Source organism: Paracoccus sp. C2R09, from assembly GCF_018860625.1.
Taxonomy (GTDB): domain Bacteria; phylum Pseudomonadota; class Alphaproteobacteria; order Rhodobacterales; family Rhodobacteraceae; genus Paracoccus.
Genome location: NZ_JAHKQB010000018.1, coordinates 57349 through 78447, shown reverse-complemented (window position 1 = coordinate 78447; position 21099 = coordinate 57349). Strand labels below are relative to the sequence as shown.

Genomic DNA, 21099 nt, shown 5'->3' with positions numbered 1-21099 from the left:
TAGGACCGCGCAGAACCACGATTTCGGGGGAATCGCCCCGAATCCACATGGTCTCTTGAAAAGCCCCCTCGCGAAGCCTAGCTCTGGCCATGGCGGGTTTCTGCTCTTCTCGTGATCGGCCTTTTTTCCACTGGCCTATAAGATTTCCGAGGGGGCTGGCTCTGTCGTGGCCCTGGTCACGTTACCTGGCACCCACCTGATTGTTCAGGCTTTCGGGGAATCTGTCGCCGACACGGTTGCTGCGGTTCCCGCCACCCTTCCCTTTTCAACACATCCCTTTGGGAATGCGAAAAGGGCGGTCCGAAGACCGCCCTTTCCAGATAGACTGATCCAGAGGGGAGGATCAGAAGCCGTAGACGACTGCGACGCCCAGCGAGTTGTCCGTGCGGATCTCGCGGTTCTCCTGGTATTCGGTGGTGTAGCTGACGCGGGTTGCCAGCTGATCCGAAACCTTGAAGTTCACGCCGAATTCGTTGGTGATGACGTCGTCAGCATCGTCCGAACCCAGGTAGTCGGTGTCGTTGGTGATGAAGACGTTGTCGTTCACGCGGTGATAGACACGCGACGAAGCGATGTAGCCCATTTCGGTATCCGAATCGTCGTCCAGATACTGCTGGCCGGTCTGGGTGTAGCGCACACCGATACCGCCCTGGACGCGCCAGGTGGTCTGCTCGGTGTTGATCACGCGGTAACCCGGGCCGAAGCCGAGGAAGGCGTCGCGACGCAGGTCGCTCAGTTCGTCGGCAACATCGGCCGCGCTGTCCGAAGCACTGTTGGCTTCACCGTCGACCAGACCGTCCGAGCTGATGCGGCCCAGAGCGAATGCATAGAACTTGTCGTCGAAGTAGTACTGCGCGTCATAGATCGCGTTGACTTCTTCCTGGTCCTTGTCGCCGTTGTCGTCTTCACCGAACTCGATCGACAGGCCGACGCTCTGCGCGAACTGGCCCTGATTGTAGTTGATGCGACCAGCGACGGCGAGATCCTGGTTCTCGGTGTTGCCGGTGCGGCCGGCATAGCTCAGCGACATGGTGCCGAACAGGCCCTGACGGCGCGAAGCCGGACCGAAGCGGTCCGCATCCAGGTCACGCTCGAAATTGTCGGTCACATCGTCTTCGATGTCGGTGATGCGGTCATCGATGGCCGACACGCCGGCGGCGTCTGCGCCGGTCGAGACTTCGGACTGCGCGAAGGCAGGAACCGACAGGGCGGCCAGGATGGCGGCGGTGCCGGTCAGCAGCGTAACTTTTTTCATTCTATGTCCTCACGAGCTGAGTATCGTTGTCGTGGTCCCGTTCCGGACCCAGAGCATCTCTGCTGTCAGATCAATTAGTCCCACCCCCCATCGGTTCATAGACGGGTGCATTTCATTCCCCACTCTCGGAAATGTGAGGAAGGGTGATGTCCGGAAGGATAAGCGAGAACGCGCCGGGATTGCCCTGCAACAAATGTTGATGCAACCAAAGCTAACGCTAGGGAAGCGACTGTACATGCACGGCGAATTCCTGCTGAAGCTGTTTCACACTGCGCAAATGGCGATCTTCGTGCTGAAACAGATCCGTTACTGCTTATCACGTCAGCATCACGACATCGAAATCGCCGGGATGGTCTTGTTGCTCAAATACAACGGAACCGGCGCACAATCCACGCGGGAAATACCGCGAAACGTCCGTCAATAAGGAAAGCCCGGGCCTTTCGGACCGGGCTTTCCTTCATCTTCCACTCAGCCGAGCGAGTCGGGATTGAGGTTTCTCGTCATGTGATCCAGCACCGCGTTCACGAAGCTGGCCTCCTTGCCCTCGGGGAAGAAGGCCGAGGCCAGCCGGACATATTCGCTGATGATCACCTTGCCGGGGGCGCGGTTGGCGACCATCTCGGCGCCTGCAGCCCGGAACAGGGCGCGCAGCACCGGGTCGATCCGGTCGATGGGCCATTTCGCGACAAGGGCGCGGTCGGTGGCCTGGTCGATCTTCGACTGCCAGGTGACGGCATCGTCGGTGATCCGGCGGAACAGGTTCTCGTCGGCCTCGGCGGTATGACCGTCGCGATCCTCGATATCGATGCGGTAATCGCTGAACTCTCGCTGGACGCGGTCGGCGGTCTGGCCGGCGGCCTCCATCTGGAACAGGGCCTGCACGGCATAGAGCCGCGCGGCCGCGCTCAGGGTCCGGCGATCAGGGCGCTTGCCTGCTGTGGGTTCGGTGCTCATGCCTTCGACTGCCCTTCCAGTTCGCCCGCCAGGCGGATCACGTCGGGATGACCGGCCTTGGGCGCGCCACCCGGCTTGAACCGCCGTCTCAATGCGATCAGGTGCAATGCCGCCGCTGCGGCCCCGCCCCCCTTGTTCATGTCGGTCGGATCGGCGCGGCGGGCGGCCTGCTCGTAATTCTCGACCGTCAGGATACCGTTGCCAAGGCAGATCCCCTGCAGCCCCAGCAGCGTCAACCCGCGAGAGCTGTCGTTGCAGACGGTATCGTAATGCGTGGTCTCGCCCCGGATGACGCAGCCGATGGCGACGAAGCCGTCATAGCGACCGCTTTCGGCGGCCATCGCCACCGCGGTCGGAATCTCCAGCGCGCCGGGCACCTCGATCACGTCCAGCGCCGCGCCGGCGGCATCCGCGGTCGCCCGCGCACCCGTCAGCATGTCGTCCGCGATGTCCTTGTAATAGGGCGCGATCACCGCCAGCAGGCGCGGGGCGGTGTCGAAATGCGGCAAAGGCAGTTCGTGATGTGCTGTGTTCGAGGCCATCTGGTCAGTCCTTGGGGATAGGCCGCGTGGAATGGATGGAAAGGCCGTAGGCGTCAAGCCCCACCACCTTCACAGGTGCGGAATTCGTCAGAAGGATCAGCTCGGACAGACCCAGCGCCGACAGGATCTGCGCGCCCAGCCCGTATTGGCGCAAGGTATGGGCACCGACCTCGTCGGGGGTGGCGATGGCCTTCGACAGATCGCGGATCAGCACGACGACGCCGCGCCCCTCGGCCGCGATCTCGGTCATGGCGGCGGGCAGGCCGCCCGCCTCCTCGCGGCCCACGCCCAGCACGTCGTGCAGCGGGTCCAGCGCGTGCATCCGGACCAGGACCGGGCCGGGCGCCGTCAGATCGCCCTTGGTCAGCACGATATGTTCCGAGCCCTGCGTCTCGTCGGCGAAGACGCGCATCATCCAGTCGCCGCCATGCACCGAATGGACCTGCCGCTGCGCACGTTCCGCGATCAGGTTGTCATGCCTGCGACGATAGCGGATGAGATCGCTGATCGTCCCGATCTTGAGGTTATGGGCCGCAGCGATCCGCACCAGATCCGGCAGACGCGCCATGCTGCCATCCTCGTTCATGATCTCGCAGATGACGCCCGAAGGGTTCAGCCCGGCCAGACGGGAAATGTCGACGGCGGCCTCGGTATGGCCTGCGCGGACCAGCACGCCGCCATCGCGGGCGCGCAGCGGAAAGACATGCCCCGGCGTCGCGATATCGGCGGGGCCCATCTCGGAATCGATGGCGACCGCGATGGTGCGCGCGCGGTCATGGGCGCTGATGCCGGTGGTCACGCCCTCGCGGGCCTCGATCGACATGGTGAAGGCGGTCTCGTGGCGGCTGGAGTTCTTCGGGCTCATCAGTCCCAGACCCAGGGCCTCGATCCGGGCGGCGGTCAGCGACAGGCAGATAAGGCCCCGGCCATGCTTGGCCATGAAGTTGATCGCATCGGGCGTGGCCATCTGGGCGGGAATGACCAGATCGCCCTCGTTCTCGCGGTCCTCGTGATCGACAAGGATGAACATCCGGCCGTTCCGGGCCTCCTCGATGATCTCCTCGATGGGCGAGATGGATGCAGCGAGGTCGCGTTCGACCGGGCCGGGTTCTTCAAACTTCATGGGTCGTTCCTTCGATATGGCCCGGTCCGGCGGGCGTCAGGCCGCGCCGGCTTCCGCCAGCCGCGCGACATAGCGGGCCAGCGTGTCGATCTCGAGGTTGACGGCATCGCCCTTGGCGGCATCGCCCCAGGTGGTGACTTCCTGCGTGTGCGGGATCAGGTTGATGCCGAAGCGATTGCCCGACACCTCGTTCACGGTCAGCGACGTGCCGTTCAGCGTGACCGAGCCCTTCGGGGCGATGAAGCGCGCCAGATCGGCAGGGGCCTCGAAGGTCAGGCGCAGGCTGTCGCCCTCGTTCGCGGCCTCGACGATGGTCGCGACGCCGTCCACATGGCCGCTGACGATATGGCCGCCCAGCTCGTCGCCCACGCGCAGCGCGCGTTCCAGGTTCAGCCGCTTGCCCACGGCCCAGCCATTCGCGCCGATATTGGTCTTGGACAACGTCTCGGCCGAGATATCGACATCGAACCAGTCCGGCCCCTTGGCGACGACGGTCAGGCAGACCCCGTCGCAGGCGATGGACGCGCCCATGTCCACCCCGCCCATGTCGTAGCTGCAGGCAATGCGTGCGCGCATGTCGCCGCGCATCTCGACCTGCGCGACCTTGCCGATATCCGTGATGATGCCGGTGAACATCTGGAGCACCCCCTTACGCCCTTTGCACCCGAACTAGGCGATCCACCCTGCCCGTTCAAGCGCCCCGTGCCGCGCCCCGGCCGGTCGGGCGACCGATGCCGTCAGGTCACGCCCCGCGTTCCTCGGATGCGGATGGCTGGATCGGGGCGCCGGGCCATGTCATTCCTGCACGAAGCCGCACCGCCCCGCGCTTCGCCCGGGCGGCCATCGCGGCCATTTTCAGTGACTGACACCAGGGTGCCATGAACGAGCAGCCGACCGACATCGCCAGCGCCGCATTGCCCGCCGAAAGCCGCGTCTTCCTGATGCTGCAGGGTCCGCACGGTCCCTTCTTCGACCGGCTGGCGCGGCTGCTGCGGGCGGCAGGTTCGACCGTCTGGCGCTGCGGCTTCAACGCGGGCGATGAATTCTTCTGGTCCGACAGGGCGCATTTCCTGCGCCACGAAGGAACGCTTCGGGAATGGCCCGCCCATCTGGACCGCATCCTGGCGCAGAAGGGCGTGACGGATATCGTGCTCTATGGCGATGTGCGGGAAATCCACGCCACCGCGCGTCGCCGTGCGCATGAACTGGGCATCACCGTCCACGTGTTCGAGGAAGGGTATCTGCGCCCGTACTGGATCAGCTATGAACGTGGCGGTTCGAACGGCAATTCGGCGCTGATGGACGTGCCGCTGGCGCAGATGCGCGCAGTCCTGCGCGAACAGGTCACCGAGGTGCGCCGCCCGCCCGCCCATTGGGGCGACATGCGCCAGCACAAGTTCTATGGCGCGTTCTACCATTTCCTCATCCTGACGCTGAACCGCCGCTATCGCGCCTATGCGGGGCACCGCTCGATCCCGGTGTTCCAGGAATTCCGGCTGAACCTGCGCAGGCTGGTCATGGCACCCGCCCATGCCGCGACGCGGGCACTGCAATGGCGCGGGCTGCGCCTGTCGGGCTGGCCCTACAGCCTGGTTCTGATGCAGTTGGAACATGATGCGAATTTCCAGGGCCATTCCCGTTTCACCCGGAACGCCGAATTCATCGACACGGTGGTCGATGCCTTCGCCAGATCCGCCCCGCGGCATCACCATCTGGTCTTCAAGGCGCACCCGCTGGAAGACGGGCGCGCGGGCAATCGCCGCGCCATCCGGGCCGCCTGCGAACGCCACGGGCTGACGGGCCGCGTTCATTACATCCGCGGCGGCAAGCTGGCCGAGATCATGGCCCATGCCCGCGCGGTGGTGACCGTGAATTCGACCGGGGCACAGCAGGCCATGTGGCGCGGTGTGCCGGTCAAGGCGCTCGGGCGGGCGGTCTATGAAAAGCCGGGCCTCGTATCGGATCAGCCGCTGGATGCATTCCTTGCGGCCCCCGATGCGCCCGACCCCCGGGCCTATCGCGTGTTCCGCAACTTTCTGCTGCAGACCAGCCAGATCCCCGGCGGCTTCTATGCCGGGCGTTCGCGGGCCCATGCCCTGCGCCAGGTCGCGGATCTGATGCTTGCGCCGATGGACCCCTACCAGGCACTTGCGGCGGGGACGACCCTGCCCCGGCAGCAGCTGGAACAAGACCCCGGCTGAGGGCTGAAATCGGTGGCCGAAGAGTCGCCGGAACGATAGAGTGGCCGCAAAACCGGCCAGGAAGTCCGGAATTCGAGAACGAGGAGACGACGAGGTGACAGCCATCCTTCGGACCGCCCCCATCAGGCTTGTGATGCTGGCGTCGATGACCCTGCTTGCGGCATGCGCCCTGCCGCGATCGGGCCCGAACAAGAACGAGATCTTCGACGGCGCGGTCGAACGCGGCGGGAACACGCAGGTCATCTACGTGAACGATCACGTCACCCGCGCATCCAGCTTCGCCGCCACCTACGGCTTCTCGGCCAGCTTCCGTTCGGCCGGACAGGTCGGCGCGGACGACATCCGCCCGGGCGACGTGCTGGGCCTGTCGATCTGGGAAAACGTGGATGACGGCCTGCTGACCTCGCTCGGGGCCAGCTCGACCCAGCTGACCGAGATCCAGGTCGACAGCGACGGCTACATCTTCGTGCCCTATGCGGGCCGCGTGCGCGCGGCGGGCAGCACCCCCGACCAGCTGCGCCAGAACATCACCCAGCGGCTGTCGGCGCAGACCCCCGACCCGCAGGTGACCGTCCAGCGCATCGCGGGCGACGGCGCGACCGTGTCGGTCGTGGGGCGCGTCGGCGCGCAGGGCGTCTATCCGATCGAACGTCCCACTCGGTCGCTGTCGGCGATGCTGGCCCGCGCGGGCGGCGTCGCGATCGAGCCCGAGATCGCGGTCGTCACCGTCAAGCGCGGAAACGACAGCGGTCGCGTCTGGCTGACCGATCTCTATGCCAGCCCGTCGAACGACATCGCGCTGCGCCCCGGCGACCTTGTCGTGGTCGAGGAGGACCAGCGCAACTTCACCGCCCTGGGTGCGCTTGGCGGACAGACCCGCGTTCCCCTGGGCAACGAGACCATCAACGCGGTCGAGGCCATTGCCATGGTCGGCGGCCTGAACAGCGGGCTGGCCGATCCGACCGGCGTCTTCGTGCTGCGCGACGAACCGGAATCGGTCGCAAGCCGTGTCCTGGGCAAGCCGGTCGTCGGCACGCAGCGCTTCGCCTATGTGTTGGACCTGACGCGCCCGAACGGGCTGTTCCTGGCGCGCGACTTCCTGATCCGCGACGGCGACACCGTCTACGTGACCGAGGCGCCCTATGTCCAATGGCAGAAGACCCTGAGCGCGGTCACCGGCAGCGCCGCGACGGCAGACAGCCTGACCAGCATCGGCAACTGACATCGCCCGCATGGACGACGACGAACACGAAGCCGCCGGGACCCCTCGGCGGCTTCGCGTCTTCAACCTGGGATTTCTGCGCAATCCCCGCCTGTCGCGGATCATGTCGCTGGCAGGATACCGCCCCCGGATCGGCCTGCCGCGCCCGGGGGACGCCATCGGCATTTGGGGTGCAGGCCCCACCGCATGGCGGGGCCGCGCCATCGCCGAACGGGGCGGCCACCCGATCGTCACCATCGAGGACGCCTTCCTGCGATCCGTCCTGCCGGGCCGCGCCAAGGGCCGCATCGCCGCACGCGGCCCCATCGGTCTGCTGATCGATCCCGACGGGCTGCATTTCGACCCGGGCCGCCCCTCGCGTCTGGTAAGGCTGATCGCGCAGCCCGACCCCGCGATGCTGGACGCCGCCCCCGAGGCGCTGGAACGCCTGCGGGCCGCGGATCTGTCGAAATACAATCACCACGATCCCGCCCTCGCGCCGCCACCGTCCGGCTTCGTGCTGGTCGTCGATCAGACCCGCGGCGACGCATCGCTGCTGGGCGCGGGGCGCGCGATATTCGTGCAGATGCTGCAGGCCGCGCGGGACGAGAACCCCGGCAGGCGCATCGTCATCCGCACCCATCCCGAAACCGCAGCCGGTCTGCGGGCGGGCCATCTGGGCCGGGCCGATCTGCGGGCGGGCGATCTGATCTGCGACGGCCCGGTTTCACCCTGGCGGCTTGTGCAGGCGGCGGATGCCGTCTACGCGGTCAGTTCGCAGCTGGGCTACGAGGCGCTGCTGGCAGGGCACCGGCCGCGCCTGTTCGGGCAGCCCTTCTATGCGGGCTGGGGGCTCAGCATGGATGAACATCCCCTGCCCCGGCGCGGGACGGCGACGCCGCAGGCGCTGTTCGCGGCCAGCCATCTGCAGGGGCCGACATGGTACGATCCCTGCCGCGATCGCCTGACCGACCTACACGGTGCCATCGACCAGATCGAGGCCGAGGCCCGCGCATTCCGGCAGGATCGCCATGGGCATCTGGCGCATGGAATGCGGCTGTGGAAACGCCCATTCCTTGCGCGCGAATTCGGCGAGGTCCGCCCCCTGCGTCATGCAAGGCACCCGTCGGACCAGGTCACGCTGGCCTGGGCGTCGAAGGCCGATGCGACGCCGCAGGCCATCCGGGTCGAGGACGGGTTCCTCCGTTCGCGCGGCCTCGGGGCCGCCCTGACCCCGCCGCTTTCGGTCGTGGCCGACGATATGGGGATCTATTTCGACCCGACCGCGCCCTCGCGGCTCGAGGCGCTGATCGCGGCGGGTCCGCCCCCCGGCGGGCGGGCGCGGGCACACCGCCTGATCGCGGCGCTGATCGACGGCCGCGTGACGAAATACAACCTGTCGGCCCCGACAGACCTGCCCCCGCGCGACGGACGGCGGCGCATCATGGTGCCCGGACAGGTCGAGGATGACGCCTCGATCCTGAAGGGCGCCGGGACCGAGCGCACGAACCTTGCCGCCCTCGAACATGCGCGGGCCAAAAATCCGGATGCCTGGATCGTCTACAAGCCCCATCCCGATGTCGAGGCCGGCCTGCGCCCCGGCCTGATTGCGCCTGCGGACCTGTCGCGCCTGGCCGATCACGTCGCCCGCAACGCAGATCCGGTCGCGCTGATCGCGGCGGTGGACGAGGTCTGGACCATCACCTCGACCCTGGGGTTCGAGGCGCTGCTGAGGGGGTGCCCCGTCACGACCCTGGGCGCCCCCTTCTATGCGGGCTGGGGGCTGACGCGGGATCTGGGGCGGGTGCCCGAACGCAGGCGGGCAAGGCCCGATCTGGCGGCGCTGGTCCATGCCTGCCTCATCGCCTATCCGCGCTATCGCGATCCGGTCACCGGGCTTCCCTGCCCGGTCGAGGTCGCGCTGGATCGCCTGCGCGACGGGCAGACGGGACAGCCGCCCGCGCTGCGGATCCTGGCCAAGGCGCAGGGCGCGCTGGCGGGCCAGGCATGGATCTGGCGGCGCTAGGCCCGGCGCCAGCGGTGGAACAGGTCGCACCCGATCTGCCGCGTCTCGACCAGGTTGAAGCGCGGCGCCTCGGACAGGGCGGTCCAGCCGGTCGGCCCCATGAAGGCGCGCGCTTCGGACCCGAGTGCCATTCCGGCGGTATAGCCCACGATCTGATCGACAAGCCCCGCCGCCAGCAGCCGGGCGGCCAGGCGGCCCCCGCCCTCGCAGAAGATCCGCGTCAGGCCGCGCTGCGCCAGATCGCGCAGGATGTCGACCGGACGCCCCTCGACCCGCCAGAGCGGCCCGTGCATGTCGTCCTGCACGGGCAAGGGCGGCAGCGCCTGGCTGGACACGACGATCCGCACCGGCTGCTGAGGCACGGCGATGCCGCGCACGTTCAGCTGCGGCAGATCGGCCCGCGCGGTGGCACCCCCCACCATGATCGCATCGTGCTGGGCCCGCAGCGCATGGACATGCGCGCGCGCATGGGGGCCGGTGATCCACTTGCTTTCGCCGCTGGCCATGGCGATGCGTCCATCGAGGCTGCTGGCCAGCTTCAGCGTGACGAAGGGCCGTCCCTGGGTCAGCCGCATCAGGAAACCGGCCTGCAGCTCGGCCGCCTCGGCGGCCATCACGCCCTCGACCACCTCGATCCCGGCATCGCGCAGCATCTGGTGACCGCGACCGGCCACGCGGGTATCAGGATCGGTCAGGGCGCTGACGACGCGTGCGATGCCCGCCTGCGCCAGCCCTTCGGCGCAGGGCGGCGTCCGGCCGTGATGGGCGCAGGGTTCCAGCGTGACATAGGCGGTGGCCCCGCGGGCCAGATCCCCCGCCTGGTCCAGCGCCATCCGTTCACCATGGGGGCGACCCGTGGGCTGGGTCCAGCCGCGGCCCACGACGCGGCCATCCGCCACGATCACGCAGCCGACGGCCGGGTTCGGCCAGACATTGCCCAATCCCCGACGCGCCAACCGCATGGCATGGGTCATGTGGCGCAGGTCATCCGGCCGGGCCAAGGTCAATCCAGCGCGGCGCCGGGGCGCAGTTCCGACACGAACTTGTCGAAATCATCCGCGTCCTGAAAATTCTTGTAGACGCTGGCGAAACGCACATATCCGACATTGTCGATGCGCGACAGCGACTCCATCACGATCTCGCCAATCATCTTCGAGGGGATGTCGGTCTCGCCCGTGCTCTCCAGACGGCGGACGATGCCGCTGATCATCTGCTCGATCCGTTCGGGTTCGACGGGACGCTTCTGCATGGCGATGCGGATCGAGCGGGCCATCTTGTCGCGGTCGAAATCCTCGCGGCGGCCCGAGGACTTGACGACCACCAGATCGCGCAGCTGGACGCGTTCATAGGTCGTGAAACGGCCCCCGCAGGCCGGGCAGAAACGACGGCGGCGGATGGCGACGTTATCCTCGGCCGGACGTGAATCCTTGACCTGCGTGTCCACATTTCCGCAAAACGGGCAGCGCATTGGGTTGTCCCTTTCGTCCCCTGATCCGCAGCCACTATAGGGATAACCGCAGGGATTGGGTAGGGTTTATCACGGCCCACAAGATGCGCCCCGCAGGAACCCCCGCTGCAAGCCTCGCGTTCGACGCCGACAGATCGAACCCACGAACTTCATCGCAAGCGGAGGCTTCATGCCCAAGACCCTGTTCATCACCGGCGCATCCTCGGGGATCGGCGCCCAGACCGCCCGCGCCGCCACCAGGGCCGGCTGGAACGTCGCGCTGTTCGCCCGTTCCGCCGACAAGCTGCAGGACCTGGCGCAGGAACTGGGCGACAAGGCACTGGTCCAGGCCGGCGACGCGACCGACATGGGCGCGCTGGAGAAGGCCGTTGCGGCCACCGCGCAGCATTTCGGTGGGATCGACGCGGCTTTTGCCAATGCAGGGCGGGGTCTGTCGAAGCCCGGAACCGAGGCCGGCGATCTGGACGACATTCGCGGCATGATCGACCTGAACGTCATGGGCGTCATCATGACCGCCCGTGCCGTGCTGCCGGAACTGCGCAAGACCAGGGGCACACTGGTCCTGACAGGATCCGCAGCGGGGCGCAGGCATATCGCGGGGTCGATCTATGGCGCGACCAAGTGGTTCGTCCATGGCTATGCCGGCAACCTGGCCGAGGAGATGCGCGAATGGGGCGGGCGCTGTTCGGTCGTGGCCCCGGGCATGGTGGACACGGCCTTCTTCGACGACGGCGCCCCCGACAAGCTGCAGCCCGCCGATGTCGCGGACGCGGTCATGCACATGATCGAGGCCCCCGAACGCGCCGCCATCCGCGAGGTGTTCCTGATGCCTCAGGACAAGGGCTGAAACAGCGCCGCGACCTGCCGTCGATGGGGGCGGTCGCGGTGTTCCACCACGTAGATCCCCTGCCAGCGACCCAGAAGCATGCGACCCGCCTGCACGGGGATCTGCAGGCTGACGGGCAGCATTGCGGACTTGATATGGGCCGGCATGTCGTCCGGCCCTTCGTATGTATGGGTCAGCCAGCGCATCGAGGGATCGTCCGATGACGGCACCAGCCGTCGGAACCAGCCGATCAGGTCGTGCTGCACCTCGGGGTCGGCATTTTCCTGGATCAGCAGCGACGCCGATGTGTGCCGGATCATCAGGGTCAGCAATCCGTCGCCCTGCCCCTTCACGAAGGCCGCCGCCTCGCGCGTGAATTCATAGCAGGCGGGGCCGTTCGTCTGAATTTCGAAACTGTCGATCATGCGTCCTCCTCGGGGGGGTCCAGCGCCAGGTCGTCGCGGTCGTGATCCAATGATATCTGCTTGGTGGCGCGTGCGCCCAGACCTCGCAGCATCTCGACCTGCCGGATCACGTTGCCAGATCCGCGTGACAGTCGATCCATCGCCTGGCCATGCGCCTTGTTGGCCTGATCCAGGGCACGGCCCACGCCTTCCATCGCATCGACGAAACCCGCCACCTTGTCGTAAAGCGCCCCGGCCCGCCGCGCGATCTCCATCGCATTGCTCTCGCGGCGCTCCACCGCCCAGATATGTTCGATGGTGCGCAGGGTCAGCATCAGCGTAGTCGGCGTGGTCAAGCCCACGCGCCGTTCCATCGCATAGGTCGCAAGCTGCGGATCGGCGCGCAGCGCCTCCGAGAACGCCCCCTCGATCGGGATGAACATCAGCACGTAATCGACCGATGCGTCATCCATCCGGTGATAGCGCTTGCCCGCCAGCGTATCGACATGGTTGCGCAACGCCTGAACATGGCGGCGCAGCGCGGCCTGCGATTGGGCCGGGTCGTCGGTCGTCACGGCCGTTTCGTAATCGTTCAGCGACACCTTGCTGTCGATCACCATCACCTTGCCGCGCGGCATCTTCACCACGACATCGGGACGCCACAGCTTGTTGTCCTCGTCGCGCCAGCTGGATTGCATGTCGTAATGCGTGCCCGCCTGCAGGCCCGATTCCTCGAGGATCCGCTCCAGCACCATCTCGCCCCAGGCACCCTGCCGCTGCTTGTCGCCCTTCAGCGCGCGGGTCAGGTTCACGGCCTCGCGGCTGATCTCCTCGGAGCGGCGATGCAAGGACAGGATCTGTTCGTGCAGCCGCGCGGATTCCTGGTCGAGCACCTTGTTGCGCGCCTGCAGTTCGGTCTGGAAGCGGCCCACCTGTTCGCGAAACGGGGTCAGCAGCGCGTTCAGCTGCTCGTTCTGGCTGCGCTGCAGATCGGCGCGCTGGACGCGCAGGGTCTCGGTGGACAGCAGCTTGAACTGGCCGGTCATCTCCTCGCGCAACTCGCGCAGGGTGGCGATCTCGCGGGCGGCGGCCTCGCGGTCCTTGCGGGCGGTCAGCTCGACCTCGGCCAGTTTCGTGCGGTGATCGGCCAGATCGCGATTGGCGCGGTGCAGCGCATCGGTCAGGTTGTCGCGTTCCTCGGTCAGATCGCCCAACCGCTCGGACTGGGCGTCCAGCCGCGATGTCAGGTTCGACATCTCGAGCCCGGCCTGATGACGCGCTTCCTGCGCCTGCAACCGCGCCTCGGCCAGTTGCACTGCCGCGGACTGGCGGGCACGCAGCCACAGCAACGCGAAGATCGCGGCAACGCAGCCCAGCAGGATCTGAAGATTGACGGGATCGGCCAGAAGGCCCGTTTGCGTCATGGAATGCCCCTTCGTTTCCGGGGCCGAGTGTTCATATTTCGTGCTGCAGGTGCAAGGCCCGGATCAGGCCGACAGCGACACGAGGAAAGAGGTCACGCCGCCCGCGTAATCGCCGCGGTTGAAGGTCGATCCGCCGATCGCGGCGAACCAGTCCATCAAGGATCCGCTGTCGCGATCGGAAAAGCGCATGCGCCAGTCGTCGAAGCGACGCTGCGCGATCCGCCCCTGTTCCAGGATCGTCAGCTCGGAATGGCGGGGATCGTCGCGGATCATCGCCACCACCTCGGCCAGCGGGCCCTGCGGGCCCTCCAGCCATTGAAAGAACATTCCGTCCTCGTGATGCAGGCACCCGGTCAGGCCACGTTCCTCGTTGCGCCGACGCGCGGCGACAAGGATCCTTTGAAGATCCTCGTCCCCAAGATCCGGGGATGCCGCGCTTCGGTACAGCAAGAAGGCCAGCTGTTCGTCCTGATCCGGATCACTGGTCAAGGAAGGACCGCAGCTTTCGGCTTCTGGACGGATGCTTCAGCTTGCGAAGCGCCTTGGCCTCGATCTGGCGGATACGTTCGCGGGTCACGCTGAACTGCTGACCGACCTCTTCCAGCGTGTGATCGGTGTTCATGCCGATGCCGAAACGCATCCGCAGAACCCGTTCCTCGCGCGGGGTGAGGCTGGAAAGGACGCGGGTCGTCGTCTCCTTGAGGTTTTCCTGGATCGCGCTGTCCAGCGGCAGGACGGCGTTCTTGTCCTCGATGAAATCGCCAAGCTGGCTGTCTTCCTCGTCCCCGATCGGGGTTTCGAGGCTGATCGGTTCCTTGGCGATCTTCATCACCTTGCGAACCTTCTCCAGCGGCATCTGGAGTTTCTCGGCCAGTTCTTCCGGGGTCGGCTCGCGGCCGATCTCGTGCAGCATCTGGCGTCCGGTGCGGACCAGCTTGTTGATCGTCTCGATCATGTGGACCGGGATGCGGATCGTGCGGGCCTGATCGGCGATCGAACGCGTGATCGCCTGACGGATCCACCAGGTCGCATAGGTCGAGAACTTGTAGCCGCGGCGATACTCGAACTTGTCCACAGCCTTCATCAGGCCAATATTGCCTTCCTGGATCAGGTCCAGGAACTGCAGACCGCGGTTCGTGTATTTCTTGGCGATCGAGATCACGAGACGCAGGTTGGCCTCGACCATCTCCTTCTTGGCCTGGCGGGCCTCCTTCTCGCCGCGCTGGACCTGGGCCACGATGCGGCGGAATTCCTCGATATCCACGGCGACATACTGACCGACCTCGGCCATGTCGTTGCGCAGCTTCTCGACCTGGTCGGTCGAACGTTCGAACAGCGCCTTCCAACCACGCCCGGACTGGGCGCGCATGCGGTCCATCCAGGTGGGGTCCAGTTCCGAACCACGATAGGCCTCGATGAATTCGCGGCGGTTGATGCGGGCCGCGTCGGCCAGCTTCACCATGCCCGAATCGATGGTCACGATGCGGCGGTTGATCCCGTAGAGCTGATCGACCAGCGCCTCGATCCGGCTGTTGTTCAGGTGAAGCGAATTCACCAGCACCACGATCTCGGAACGCAGCGTCTGGTAATCCGTCTCGGCGGTGGCCGAGAAGCTGTCATCCTCGTTCAGGGTCGCGGACATCCGCTGATCCTGCATGTCCGACAGGCGCTCGTAATGCAGCGCGATATGTTCCAGCGTCTCCAGAACGCGGGGCTTGAGGCTGGCCTCCATCGCGGCGAGCGACAGGTTGGCGCCCTCCTCGTCCTCTTCCTCGTCGTCGTTGCGAAGCGGATTGCCGTCGGCGTCGTATTCCTCGCGCTTGGCGGTCTGACCCTGCTGAGGCTGCTGGGCGGTGGGCTGCTCGGCCTCGGGGGCAAGCTCCTCCTCCTCGGCATCCTCGCCCTCCATCGACTGACCGAAGGTCGTTTCGAGGTCGATGACGTCGCGCAGAAGGATCTCTTCGTCCAGAAGCTCGTCGCGCCACAGCGTGATGGCCTTGAAGGTCAGCGGGCTTTCGCACAGGCCCGCGATCATCGTGTTGCGGCCGGCCTCGATCCGCTTGGCGATGGCGATCTCGCCCTCGCGCGACAGAAGCTCGACGCTGCCCATCTCGCGCAGATACATGCGGACCGGATCGTCGGTGCGATCGAGCTTCTCGGTCTCGGTTGCGGCGACGGCGACCTCGCGGGAACCCGAACCGGCAGCGACGACGGCGCCGCCCTCGCTCTCCTCGGCGCCCTCTTCCTCCTCGATGACGTTGATGCCCATCTCGGAGAGCATCGACATCACGTCCTCGATCTGCTCGCTGCTGACCTGTTCGGGCGGCAGGACCTGGTTCAGCTGGTCATAGGTGATGTACCCGCGCTCTCGCGCTTCGGTGATCATCTTCTTGACCGCCGCCTGGCTCATGTCGAGCGAATGGGCGTTGTCGTCCTTGTCGGTCTTGTCGTGATCGTCGTCCTTGGCGGCCATCCAGGGCTCCTTCTCGGCGCGGTCTTGGCAAGCGATTCGCAGCCAATGCCGAATCGTCGCAAAATCGTATCGTTTCTAGCGCGATCCGCGGCCGAATCAAAGACCGGGCGCAGTGGTGATTCGGAACTGCGATTCGCGGGTCTCAGCGGCGGGGCGGCTTGCGCCAGATCTCGGTGCTGAGAAAGCGTTGCAATTCGTTGGAAAGGGCATCGCGATCCTCGTTCAGGTCGCTCGTGGTCTCCATCTCGGGGCGTTCGGCGCGGTGCCTTGCGCGGGCGATCTGGCTGATGCGCCAGGTCAGTCCCTCGTCCACCTCGCCCTGGATCTCTGCCTCGGCGCGGGCCAGCTCGTGGGAGGTGGCGCGCAGGGATTCCAGGCGGTCCAGCAAATTCTCCAAGATGGCGGCAGCGGCCTCATCCTCCTGCTGTTCGATCACGGTGGGGGTCAGGCCCAGATGGGCGTCGCGGCGCAGGCTTTCAAGGGCCGCACGCCCCGGCGCACCATCGCCGCCCGTCAGCAGATCGTGGAGCAGCGCCGCGCGGTCGGCATCGCGCGGCAGCAGGCGTTCGAGGCGGGGTTCGGCCTGTGCCACCAGCGCGGGGCGCAGCGCGCAGATCAGCAGCGCCGCCCCCTCCAGCACGTCCTCGCCCCGTTCGGGAACCGCAAAGCTTCCGGGCAGGATCGGCACGCGCGAGGCCATCGAGGCCCCTCCGCGCCGGGCCGGGCTGCGCCCCGCCCCGCCCTGCCGCCAGCCATCGCGATTGCCGGACTGGCGACGGTTGCCGCCGAACAGGTCCCACCGCTTGCGGCGCAGTTCCTCGTCGTAATGGCGCCGTGTCAGGTCATCGGGGATGCGGCCCGTGGCTTCGGACAGGCGGCGTTCCAGGGCTGCGCGGCGTTCGGGGCTGTCGAAGACGTGGCCCTCGGTTTCGCGGCTCCAGAGCAGATCGACCAGCGGACGCGCCCGATCCAGAAGCGCCGACATCGCGCCGGGCCCCGCGGACTTGATCAGATCGTCCGGGTCCTGACCGGCGGGCAGCATGACGAAGCGCAGCGCCTGCCCCGGCCCCGTCAGCGGCAGCGCAAGATCGATCAGCCGCTGCGCCGCCCGCTGACCCGCCGCGTCGCCGTCCAGCGCGATGACGGGTTCGGGGGCGACACGCCACATCAGGCGCAGCTGTTCCTCGGTGATGGCGGTGCCGAGGGGCGCCACCGCGCCCTCGAACCCCGCCCGCGACAGGGCGATCACGTCCATGTAGCCCTCGGCCACGATCAGGCGCTGGCCCTTGGACACCGCCGTCCGTGCCGGCCCCAGATTGTAGAGGTTGCGCCCCTTGTCGAAGAGCGGCGTTTCCGGGCTGTTGAGATATTTCGCCCGTGCGTTCGGGTCCATCGCCCGCCCGCCGAAGCCGATGCAGCGGCCCTGCCCGTCACGGATCGGGAACACGATGCGCCCGCGGAACCGGTCATAGGGCGCGCCGCCCCCGTCGGGACGCGCGGCGATCCCGGCCTCGATGATGCGGGCCTCGTCGATGCCCTTGTCCATCAGCGCGCGGGTCAGCGCGGTGCGGTTGTCGGGGGCGAAGCCGATCTCGAACTTCTCGATCGCCGGTGCGTCCAGCCCGCGACGGTCCAGATAGTCGCGCGCATCCGCCGCCGCCCCGGTCTGCAGCTGCAGGCGGAACCAGCGGCAGGCGGCCTCGGTCACCTCGAACAGGGACGCGCGCCTGTCGGTGCGTTCGCGGGCGCGGGGGTCGGGTTCGGGCATGGACAGCCCGGCATCGGCAGCCAGCAGCTTGACCGCCTCCATGAACTCCATCCCGTCATGTTCGCGCAGGAAGGTGAAGGCGTCGCCCTTGGCCTGGCAGCCGAAGCAGTAATAGAACCCCTTCTGGTCGTCGCAGTGGAAGCTGGCCGATTTCTCCTGGTGGAACGGGCATGGCGCCCACCAGTCGCCCTTGCCCTGGTTGGACTTGCGCAGGTCCCACGTCACCTTCTTGCCGATCACGCGACTGATCGGGACGCGGTTGCGAATCTCGTCGAGGAAACCGGGCGGAAGGGACATGGGCGCGATTATCCGTGATCGCCCGGCTTGCGGCAAGCGGGCATGGCATGGGGGTGGGGAAGCTGCGGCTATTGCGCGCCGACGGCGCCTTGCGCAAGCCCCCAATAGATATCCCCGATCCGGTCGCGATCAAGACGCCCCCCCTCGCGGTACCAGTTCACGACCCCGGTCAGCATCGCGATCAGCGCCAATGTCGCCAGCCGCAGATCCTGGAACCGCATGACGCCCGCGGCCTTTCCGGCATCCAGGATCGTCTGCAGCGCGGCTTCGTAGCACCCGCGCAGTTCGGCGATGCGGGCGAAATTCTCGGGGGACAGGTTGCGCAGCTCCATGTAGGACAGGAACACCGCGTCGGGATGGTCGATGCTGAAGCCGATATGGAAGCGCACGAAGCGTTCCAGACGCTGCAGCGCGGGCTGGGCCGGATCGTCCTGCCACGCGGCCAGCAGGTCCTGCATGTGGCTTTCCAGAAGGTCGAACAGCAGCGCCTGCTTGTCGGGCGTATAGGCATAGAGCGCGCCCGCCTGAACGCCCACCGCTGCCGCGATCTGGCGCATGGACACCGCTGCATAGCCCTGCCGCGCGAACAGCCTGCGGGCGGTTTCGCGAAGAAGCGGGCCGGTGATTTCCGCGCGGGATCCCTGGGTACGTGCCATGCCCCATCCTATCGCCGCTTGGGCGCCGATGGGAAGCCGTTGCCCTGCGGATCGGCGCCGCGTAACCTGCGCGTCATGAAATACGCATCAGCCCTGCTTCTGCTTCTGGCCGCCTGTTCCGAAGGGGGGGATTTCCCCCGGCTTCTGCCCACCGACCAGATCCTGGCCGACCCTGCCCTGCCCGCCCATGCCCAGCCCGTGGCCGCCGCGCCCGAACAGGTGCTGACGCAGGCCGATGCGCGGGCCGCGGCCCTGCGGGCCCGGGCCGATGCCCTGCGCGGACCGGTCGTCGAGGACGAGATCAAGGCCCGCGCCGCCAACTGACCGGAACGGATTGCCAAGGGGGGAGAGACCGTGCCAGCCGTCACCTGCATCGAGGACCTCAAGCGTCTGCACAAGGCGCGGACGCCGAGGATGTTCTACGACTATGCCGAATCGGGCAGCTATACCGAACAGACCTTCCGCGAGAACACGACCGATTTCGCGCGGCTGAAGCTGCGCCAGAAGGTCGCCGTGGACATGTCGGACCGCCGCATCGCCCGCGACATCGTGGGCCTGCCCGCGACCATGCCCGTGGCGCTGGCCCCCGTCGGGCTGACGGGCATGCAGCATGCCGACGGGGAAATCCACGCCGCCCGCGCCGCCGAGAAGTTCGGCCTGCCCTTCTGCCTGTCCACCATGTCCATCTGCTCGATCGAGGATGTCGCGCAGAATGTCTCGCAGCCCTTCATGTTCCAGCTGTACGTGATGAAGGACCAGGAATTCCTGGCCGCCATCATCGAACGGGCCAAGGCCGCGAATTGCAGCGCGCTGGTCCTGACGCTGGATCTGCAGATCCTGGGTCAGCGTCACAAGGATCTGAAGAACGGGTTGTCGGCCCCGCCGAAATTCACCCTGCCCACGATGCTGGACCTTGCGACCCGCTGGCGGTGGGGCATGGGCATGATGCGCACCAAGCGCCGCTTCTTCGGCAATATCGTGGGCCATGCCAAGGGGGTGGGCGATACCAGTTCCCTGTCCAGCTGGACGGCCGAGCAGTTCGACGAAAGGCTGGACTGGGACAAGATCGCGGCCATTCGCGACATGTGGGGCGGCAAGCTGATCCTGAAGGGCATCCTCGACCCCGAGGATGCGCGGATCGCGGCCGATTTCGGGGCCGATGCCATCGTTGTCAGCAACCATGGCGGGCGTCAGCTGGACGGGGCGCTGTCCTCGATCCGGATGCTGCCCCATATCGTCGATGCCGTGGGCGACCGGGTCGAGGTGCACATGGACAGCGGCATCCGGTCCGGCCAGGACGTGCTCAAGGCGCTGGCCATGGGTGCGCATTCGACCTGGATCGGGCGGGCGTGGCTGCACGGACTGGGCGCGATGGGCGAACAGGGCGTGACCCGCGCGCTGGAGATCATCCGGGCCGAGCTGGACACCACCATGGCCCTGTGCGGCGAACGCCGGATCGACGATGTGGGTCGTCACAACCTGTTGGTCCCGCGGGATTTCCTGACCGAATACCCGGTGGCCTAGAACAGCCGCCCCAGGATCGGCAGTCGCGGCCCGACCGCGACCGCCCCCACCACGATCGCCAGGGGCAGAAGGAACCCCGCCGCCGCGCGCAGCGCCAGGTCGTCGATGCCGATCATCGGCAGCCCCTGCAGGAAGATCACGTGCATGACATAGATGCCCGCCGCCGCCCGCCCCAGCGGCAGTCGCGAAGGCGGCATCGGCAGGCGCATCACCAGCAGGAACAGCGCCGGGCACATCAGCAGGTGACCGACGGGCATTTCCAGCAGCGGATCCTCGCCCCGGCGTTCCAGCCAGAAACCGGTTTCCCACATGCTCAGCGCCAGGCCCGCAGCCAGCATCAGCCCCAGGATGGGCATGGCAGGCAGTCTTGCGGGCGGCGTCCGCGCGATCAGCCAGCCCATGACCAGATAGGGATAGAGATAGAACGGCCCGTTGCGATACATCTCGAGGTCGAGATCGACCCCCGCGCCCATCCGCGCATGCTGCAGATAGAACCCGGTCCCGGCGAAGATCAGCGCGGATGCCACCACCGCCACGACACCGAAATGACGCGCCACCGCCAGCATCATCCCCGACATGGCCAGCCCCAGCAGGAACCACAGATGCATGAAGCCCAGCACCAGTTCGCGGGCCGTGACGGAAACGGGCCGCGCGGCATAGTAGGGCCAGAGGAACAGGATATAGAGCGCCGACCAGGCGGCATAGAGCGTCAGCAGCGACCCGGCCCATCGCGACATGCGGCCCCGCTGCAGCGTCGATTCGAGGAAATATCCCGCGATCAGGGTGAATGTCGGCACCGCGACACGCAGGATGCTGTTGCCCGCGGACAGATCCGCCAGCCCCACCGTTTCCCGGCCCAGCCCCGAATGGGCCAGCACGACGAATGCCGCCAGCAGCAGCCGCATCCAGTCGACCGCCATATGCCGTCCTGCCCCTTGCACGATACCTCCGAAAGAT

General features: G+C 66.8%; 21 protein-coding genes. 7 read left to right on the top strand and 14 right to left on the bottom strand.

All coding sequences use genetic code 11. The annotated features are described in order from the left end of the window. Positions 1 to 343: 343 nt before the first annotated feature. Entirely contained in the window at positions 344 to 1255 is a 912-nt protein-coding gene (locus KO490_RS07430) for a YdiY family protein (protein ID WP_216018768.1), read from the bottom strand. Positions 1256 to 1490: 235 nt separating this feature from the next. On the opposite strand from KO490_RS07430, the gene KO490_RS07425 reads away from it, so the two are divergent. Further along, the gene (locus KO490_RS07425; RefSeq protein ID WP_216018767.1) at positions 1491 to 1679 is read left to right on the top strand and encodes a hypothetical protein; all 189 of its coding nucleotides are present in this window, start codon (positions 1491 to 1493) and stop codon (positions 1677 to 1679) included. 44 nt (positions 1680 to 1723) lie between these two features. Here the strand turns inward: KO490_RS07425 and nusB are convergent, their stop codons facing one another. The 4 genes from nusB to KO490_RS07405 are packed head-to-tail and all read right to left on the bottom strand — an operon-like array spanning position 1724 to position 4510. Beyond that, positions 1724 to 2209, bottom strand: a complete 486-nt coding sequence (nusB, locus tag KO490_RS07420; protein WP_216018766.1) for a transcription antitermination factor NusB — start codon at positions 2207 to 2209, stop codon at positions 1724 to 1726. Further along, entirely contained in the window at positions 2206 to 2751 is a 546-nt protein-coding gene (locus KO490_RS07415) for a 6,7-dimethyl-8-ribityllumazine synthase (protein ID WP_216018765.1), read from the bottom strand. The genes nusB and KO490_RS07415 overlap by 4 nt, the downstream gene beginning before the upstream one ends. Positions 2752 to 2755: 4 nt before the next feature. Continuing rightward, positions 2756 to 3874, bottom strand: a complete 1119-nt coding sequence (gene ribB / locus KO490_RS07410) for a 3,4-dihydroxy-2-butanone-4-phosphate synthase (protein ID WP_216018764.1) — start codon at positions 3872 to 3874, stop codon at positions 2756 to 2758. A gap of 36 nt (positions 3875 to 3910) precedes the next feature. Then, the gene (locus tag KO490_RS07405) at positions 3911 to 4510 is read right to left on the bottom strand and encodes a riboflavin synthase (RefSeq protein WP_216018777.1); all 600 of its coding nucleotides are present in this window, start codon (positions 4508 to 4510) and stop codon (positions 3911 to 3913) included. A 242-nt stretch (positions 4511 to 4752) separates the two neighbouring features. Here KO490_RS07405 and KO490_RS07400 point away from each other — a divergent pair, with 242 nt between their 5' ends. The 3 genes from KO490_RS07400 to KO490_RS07390 all read left to right on the top strand — a co-directional run bounded on the left by KO490_RS07400 (position 4753) and on the right by KO490_RS07390 (position 9302). Next, the gene (locus KO490_RS07400) at positions 4753 to 6075 is read left to right on the top strand and encodes a capsule biosynthesis protein (RefSeq protein ID WP_216018763.1); all 1323 of its coding nucleotides are present in this window, start codon (positions 4753 to 4755) and stop codon (positions 6073 to 6075) included. 133 nt (positions 6076 to 6208) lie between these two features. Further along, the gene (locus KO490_RS07395; RefSeq protein ID WP_216018776.1) at positions 6209 to 7297 is read left to right on the top strand and encodes a polysaccharide biosynthesis/export family protein; all 1089 of its coding nucleotides are present in this window, start codon (positions 6209 to 6211) and stop codon (positions 7295 to 7297) included. A gap of 10 nt (positions 7298 to 7307) precedes the next feature. After that, positions 7308 to 9302 carry a capsular polysaccharide biosynthesis protein gene (locus KO490_RS07390; RefSeq protein WP_216018762.1) on the top strand — a complete coding sequence of 665 codons (1995 nt, stop codon included), beginning with the start codon at positions 7308 to 7310 and terminating at the stop codon, positions 9300 to 9302. Here KO490_RS07390 and ribD read toward each other — a convergent pair. Then, entirely contained in the window at positions 9299 to 10276 is a 978-nt protein-coding gene (ribD, locus tag KO490_RS07385) for a bifunctional diaminohydroxyphosphoribosylaminopyrimidine deaminase/5-amino-6-(5-phosphoribosylamino)uracil reductase RibD (RefSeq protein ID WP_216018775.1), read from the bottom strand. The two genes, KO490_RS07390 and ribD, sit on opposite strands and share 4 nt — an antisense overlap. A 29-nt stretch (positions 10277 to 10305) precedes the next feature. Then, positions 10306 to 10770, bottom strand: coding sequence for a transcriptional regulator NrdR (gene nrdR, locus KO490_RS07380; protein ID WP_216018761.1), 465 nt, complete (start codon positions 10768 to 10770; stop codon positions 10306 to 10308). 169 nt (positions 10771 to 10939) lie between these two features. Here nrdR and KO490_RS07375 point away from each other — a divergent pair, with 169 nt between their 5' ends. Further along, positions 10940 to 11617, top strand: a complete 678-nt coding sequence (locus tag KO490_RS07375) for an SDR family oxidoreductase (RefSeq protein ID WP_216018760.1) — start codon at positions 10940 to 10942, stop codon at positions 11615 to 11617. On the opposite strand, the gene KO490_RS07370 is transcribed toward KO490_RS07375, so the two are convergent. The 6 genes from KO490_RS07370 to KO490_RS07345 all read right to left on the bottom strand — a co-directional run bounded on the left by KO490_RS07370 (position 11602) and on the right by KO490_RS07345 (position 18618). Next, positions 11602 to 12021 (bottom strand): secondary thiamine-phosphate synthase enzyme YjbQ, encoded by a 420-nt coding sequence (locus KO490_RS07370; protein ID WP_216018759.1) that lies wholly within the window; start codon positions 12019 to 12021, stop codon positions 11602 to 11604. The genes KO490_RS07375 and KO490_RS07370 overlap by 16 nt on opposite strands. Then, positions 12018 to 13424: a DNA recombination protein RmuC gene (gene rmuC / locus KO490_RS07365; protein ID WP_216018758.1), complete on the bottom strand. Its 1407-nt coding sequence runs from the start codon at positions 13422 to 13424 to the stop codon at positions 12018 to 12020. Before rmuC ends, KO490_RS07370 begins: the two co-directional genes overlap by 4 nt. A 63-nt stretch (positions 13425 to 13487) precedes the next feature. Then, positions 13488 to 13913: a BLUF domain-containing protein gene (locus KO490_RS07360; protein ID WP_216018757.1), complete on the bottom strand. Its 426-nt coding sequence runs from the start codon at positions 13911 to 13913 to the stop codon at positions 13488 to 13490. After that, a complete protein-coding gene (gene rpoD / locus KO490_RS07355) occupies positions 13903 to 15897 on the bottom strand; it encodes an RNA polymerase sigma factor RpoD (protein WP_216018756.1) in 1995 nt (664 codons plus the stop codon). Before rpoD ends, KO490_RS07360 begins: the two co-directional genes overlap by 11 nt. 142 nt (positions 15898 to 16039) lie before the next feature. After that, a complete protein-coding gene (dnaG, locus tag KO490_RS07350) occupies positions 16040 to 17962 on the bottom strand; it encodes a DNA primase (protein WP_216018755.1) in 1923 nt (640 codons plus the stop codon). A gap of 68 nt (positions 17963 to 18030) precedes the next feature. Beyond that, positions 18031 to 18618, bottom strand: coding sequence for a TetR/AcrR family transcriptional regulator (locus KO490_RS07345; protein ID WP_216018754.1), 588 nt, complete (start codon positions 18616 to 18618; stop codon positions 18031 to 18033). 75 nt (positions 18619 to 18693) lie between these two features. On the opposite strand from KO490_RS07345, the gene KO490_RS07340 reads away from it, so the two are divergent. Next, complete coding sequence (locus KO490_RS07340) at positions 18694 to 18942, top strand: hypothetical protein (RefSeq protein WP_216018753.1); 249 nt, start codon at positions 18694 to 18696, stop codon at positions 18940 to 18942. 30 nt (positions 18943 to 18972) lie between these two features. Beyond that, the gene (locus tag KO490_RS07335; protein WP_216018752.1) at positions 18973 to 20142 is read left to right on the top strand and encodes an alpha-hydroxy acid oxidase; all 1170 of its coding nucleotides are present in this window, start codon (positions 18973 to 18975) and stop codon (positions 20140 to 20142) included. Here KO490_RS07335 and KO490_RS07330 read toward each other — a convergent pair. Further along, positions 20139 to 21062: a hypothetical protein gene (locus KO490_RS07330; protein ID WP_216018751.1), complete on the bottom strand. Its 924-nt coding sequence runs from the start codon at positions 21060 to 21062 to the stop codon at positions 20139 to 20141. The genes KO490_RS07335 and KO490_RS07330 overlap by 4 nt on opposite strands. Between the last annotated feature and the right edge of the window lie 37 nt (positions 21063 to 21099).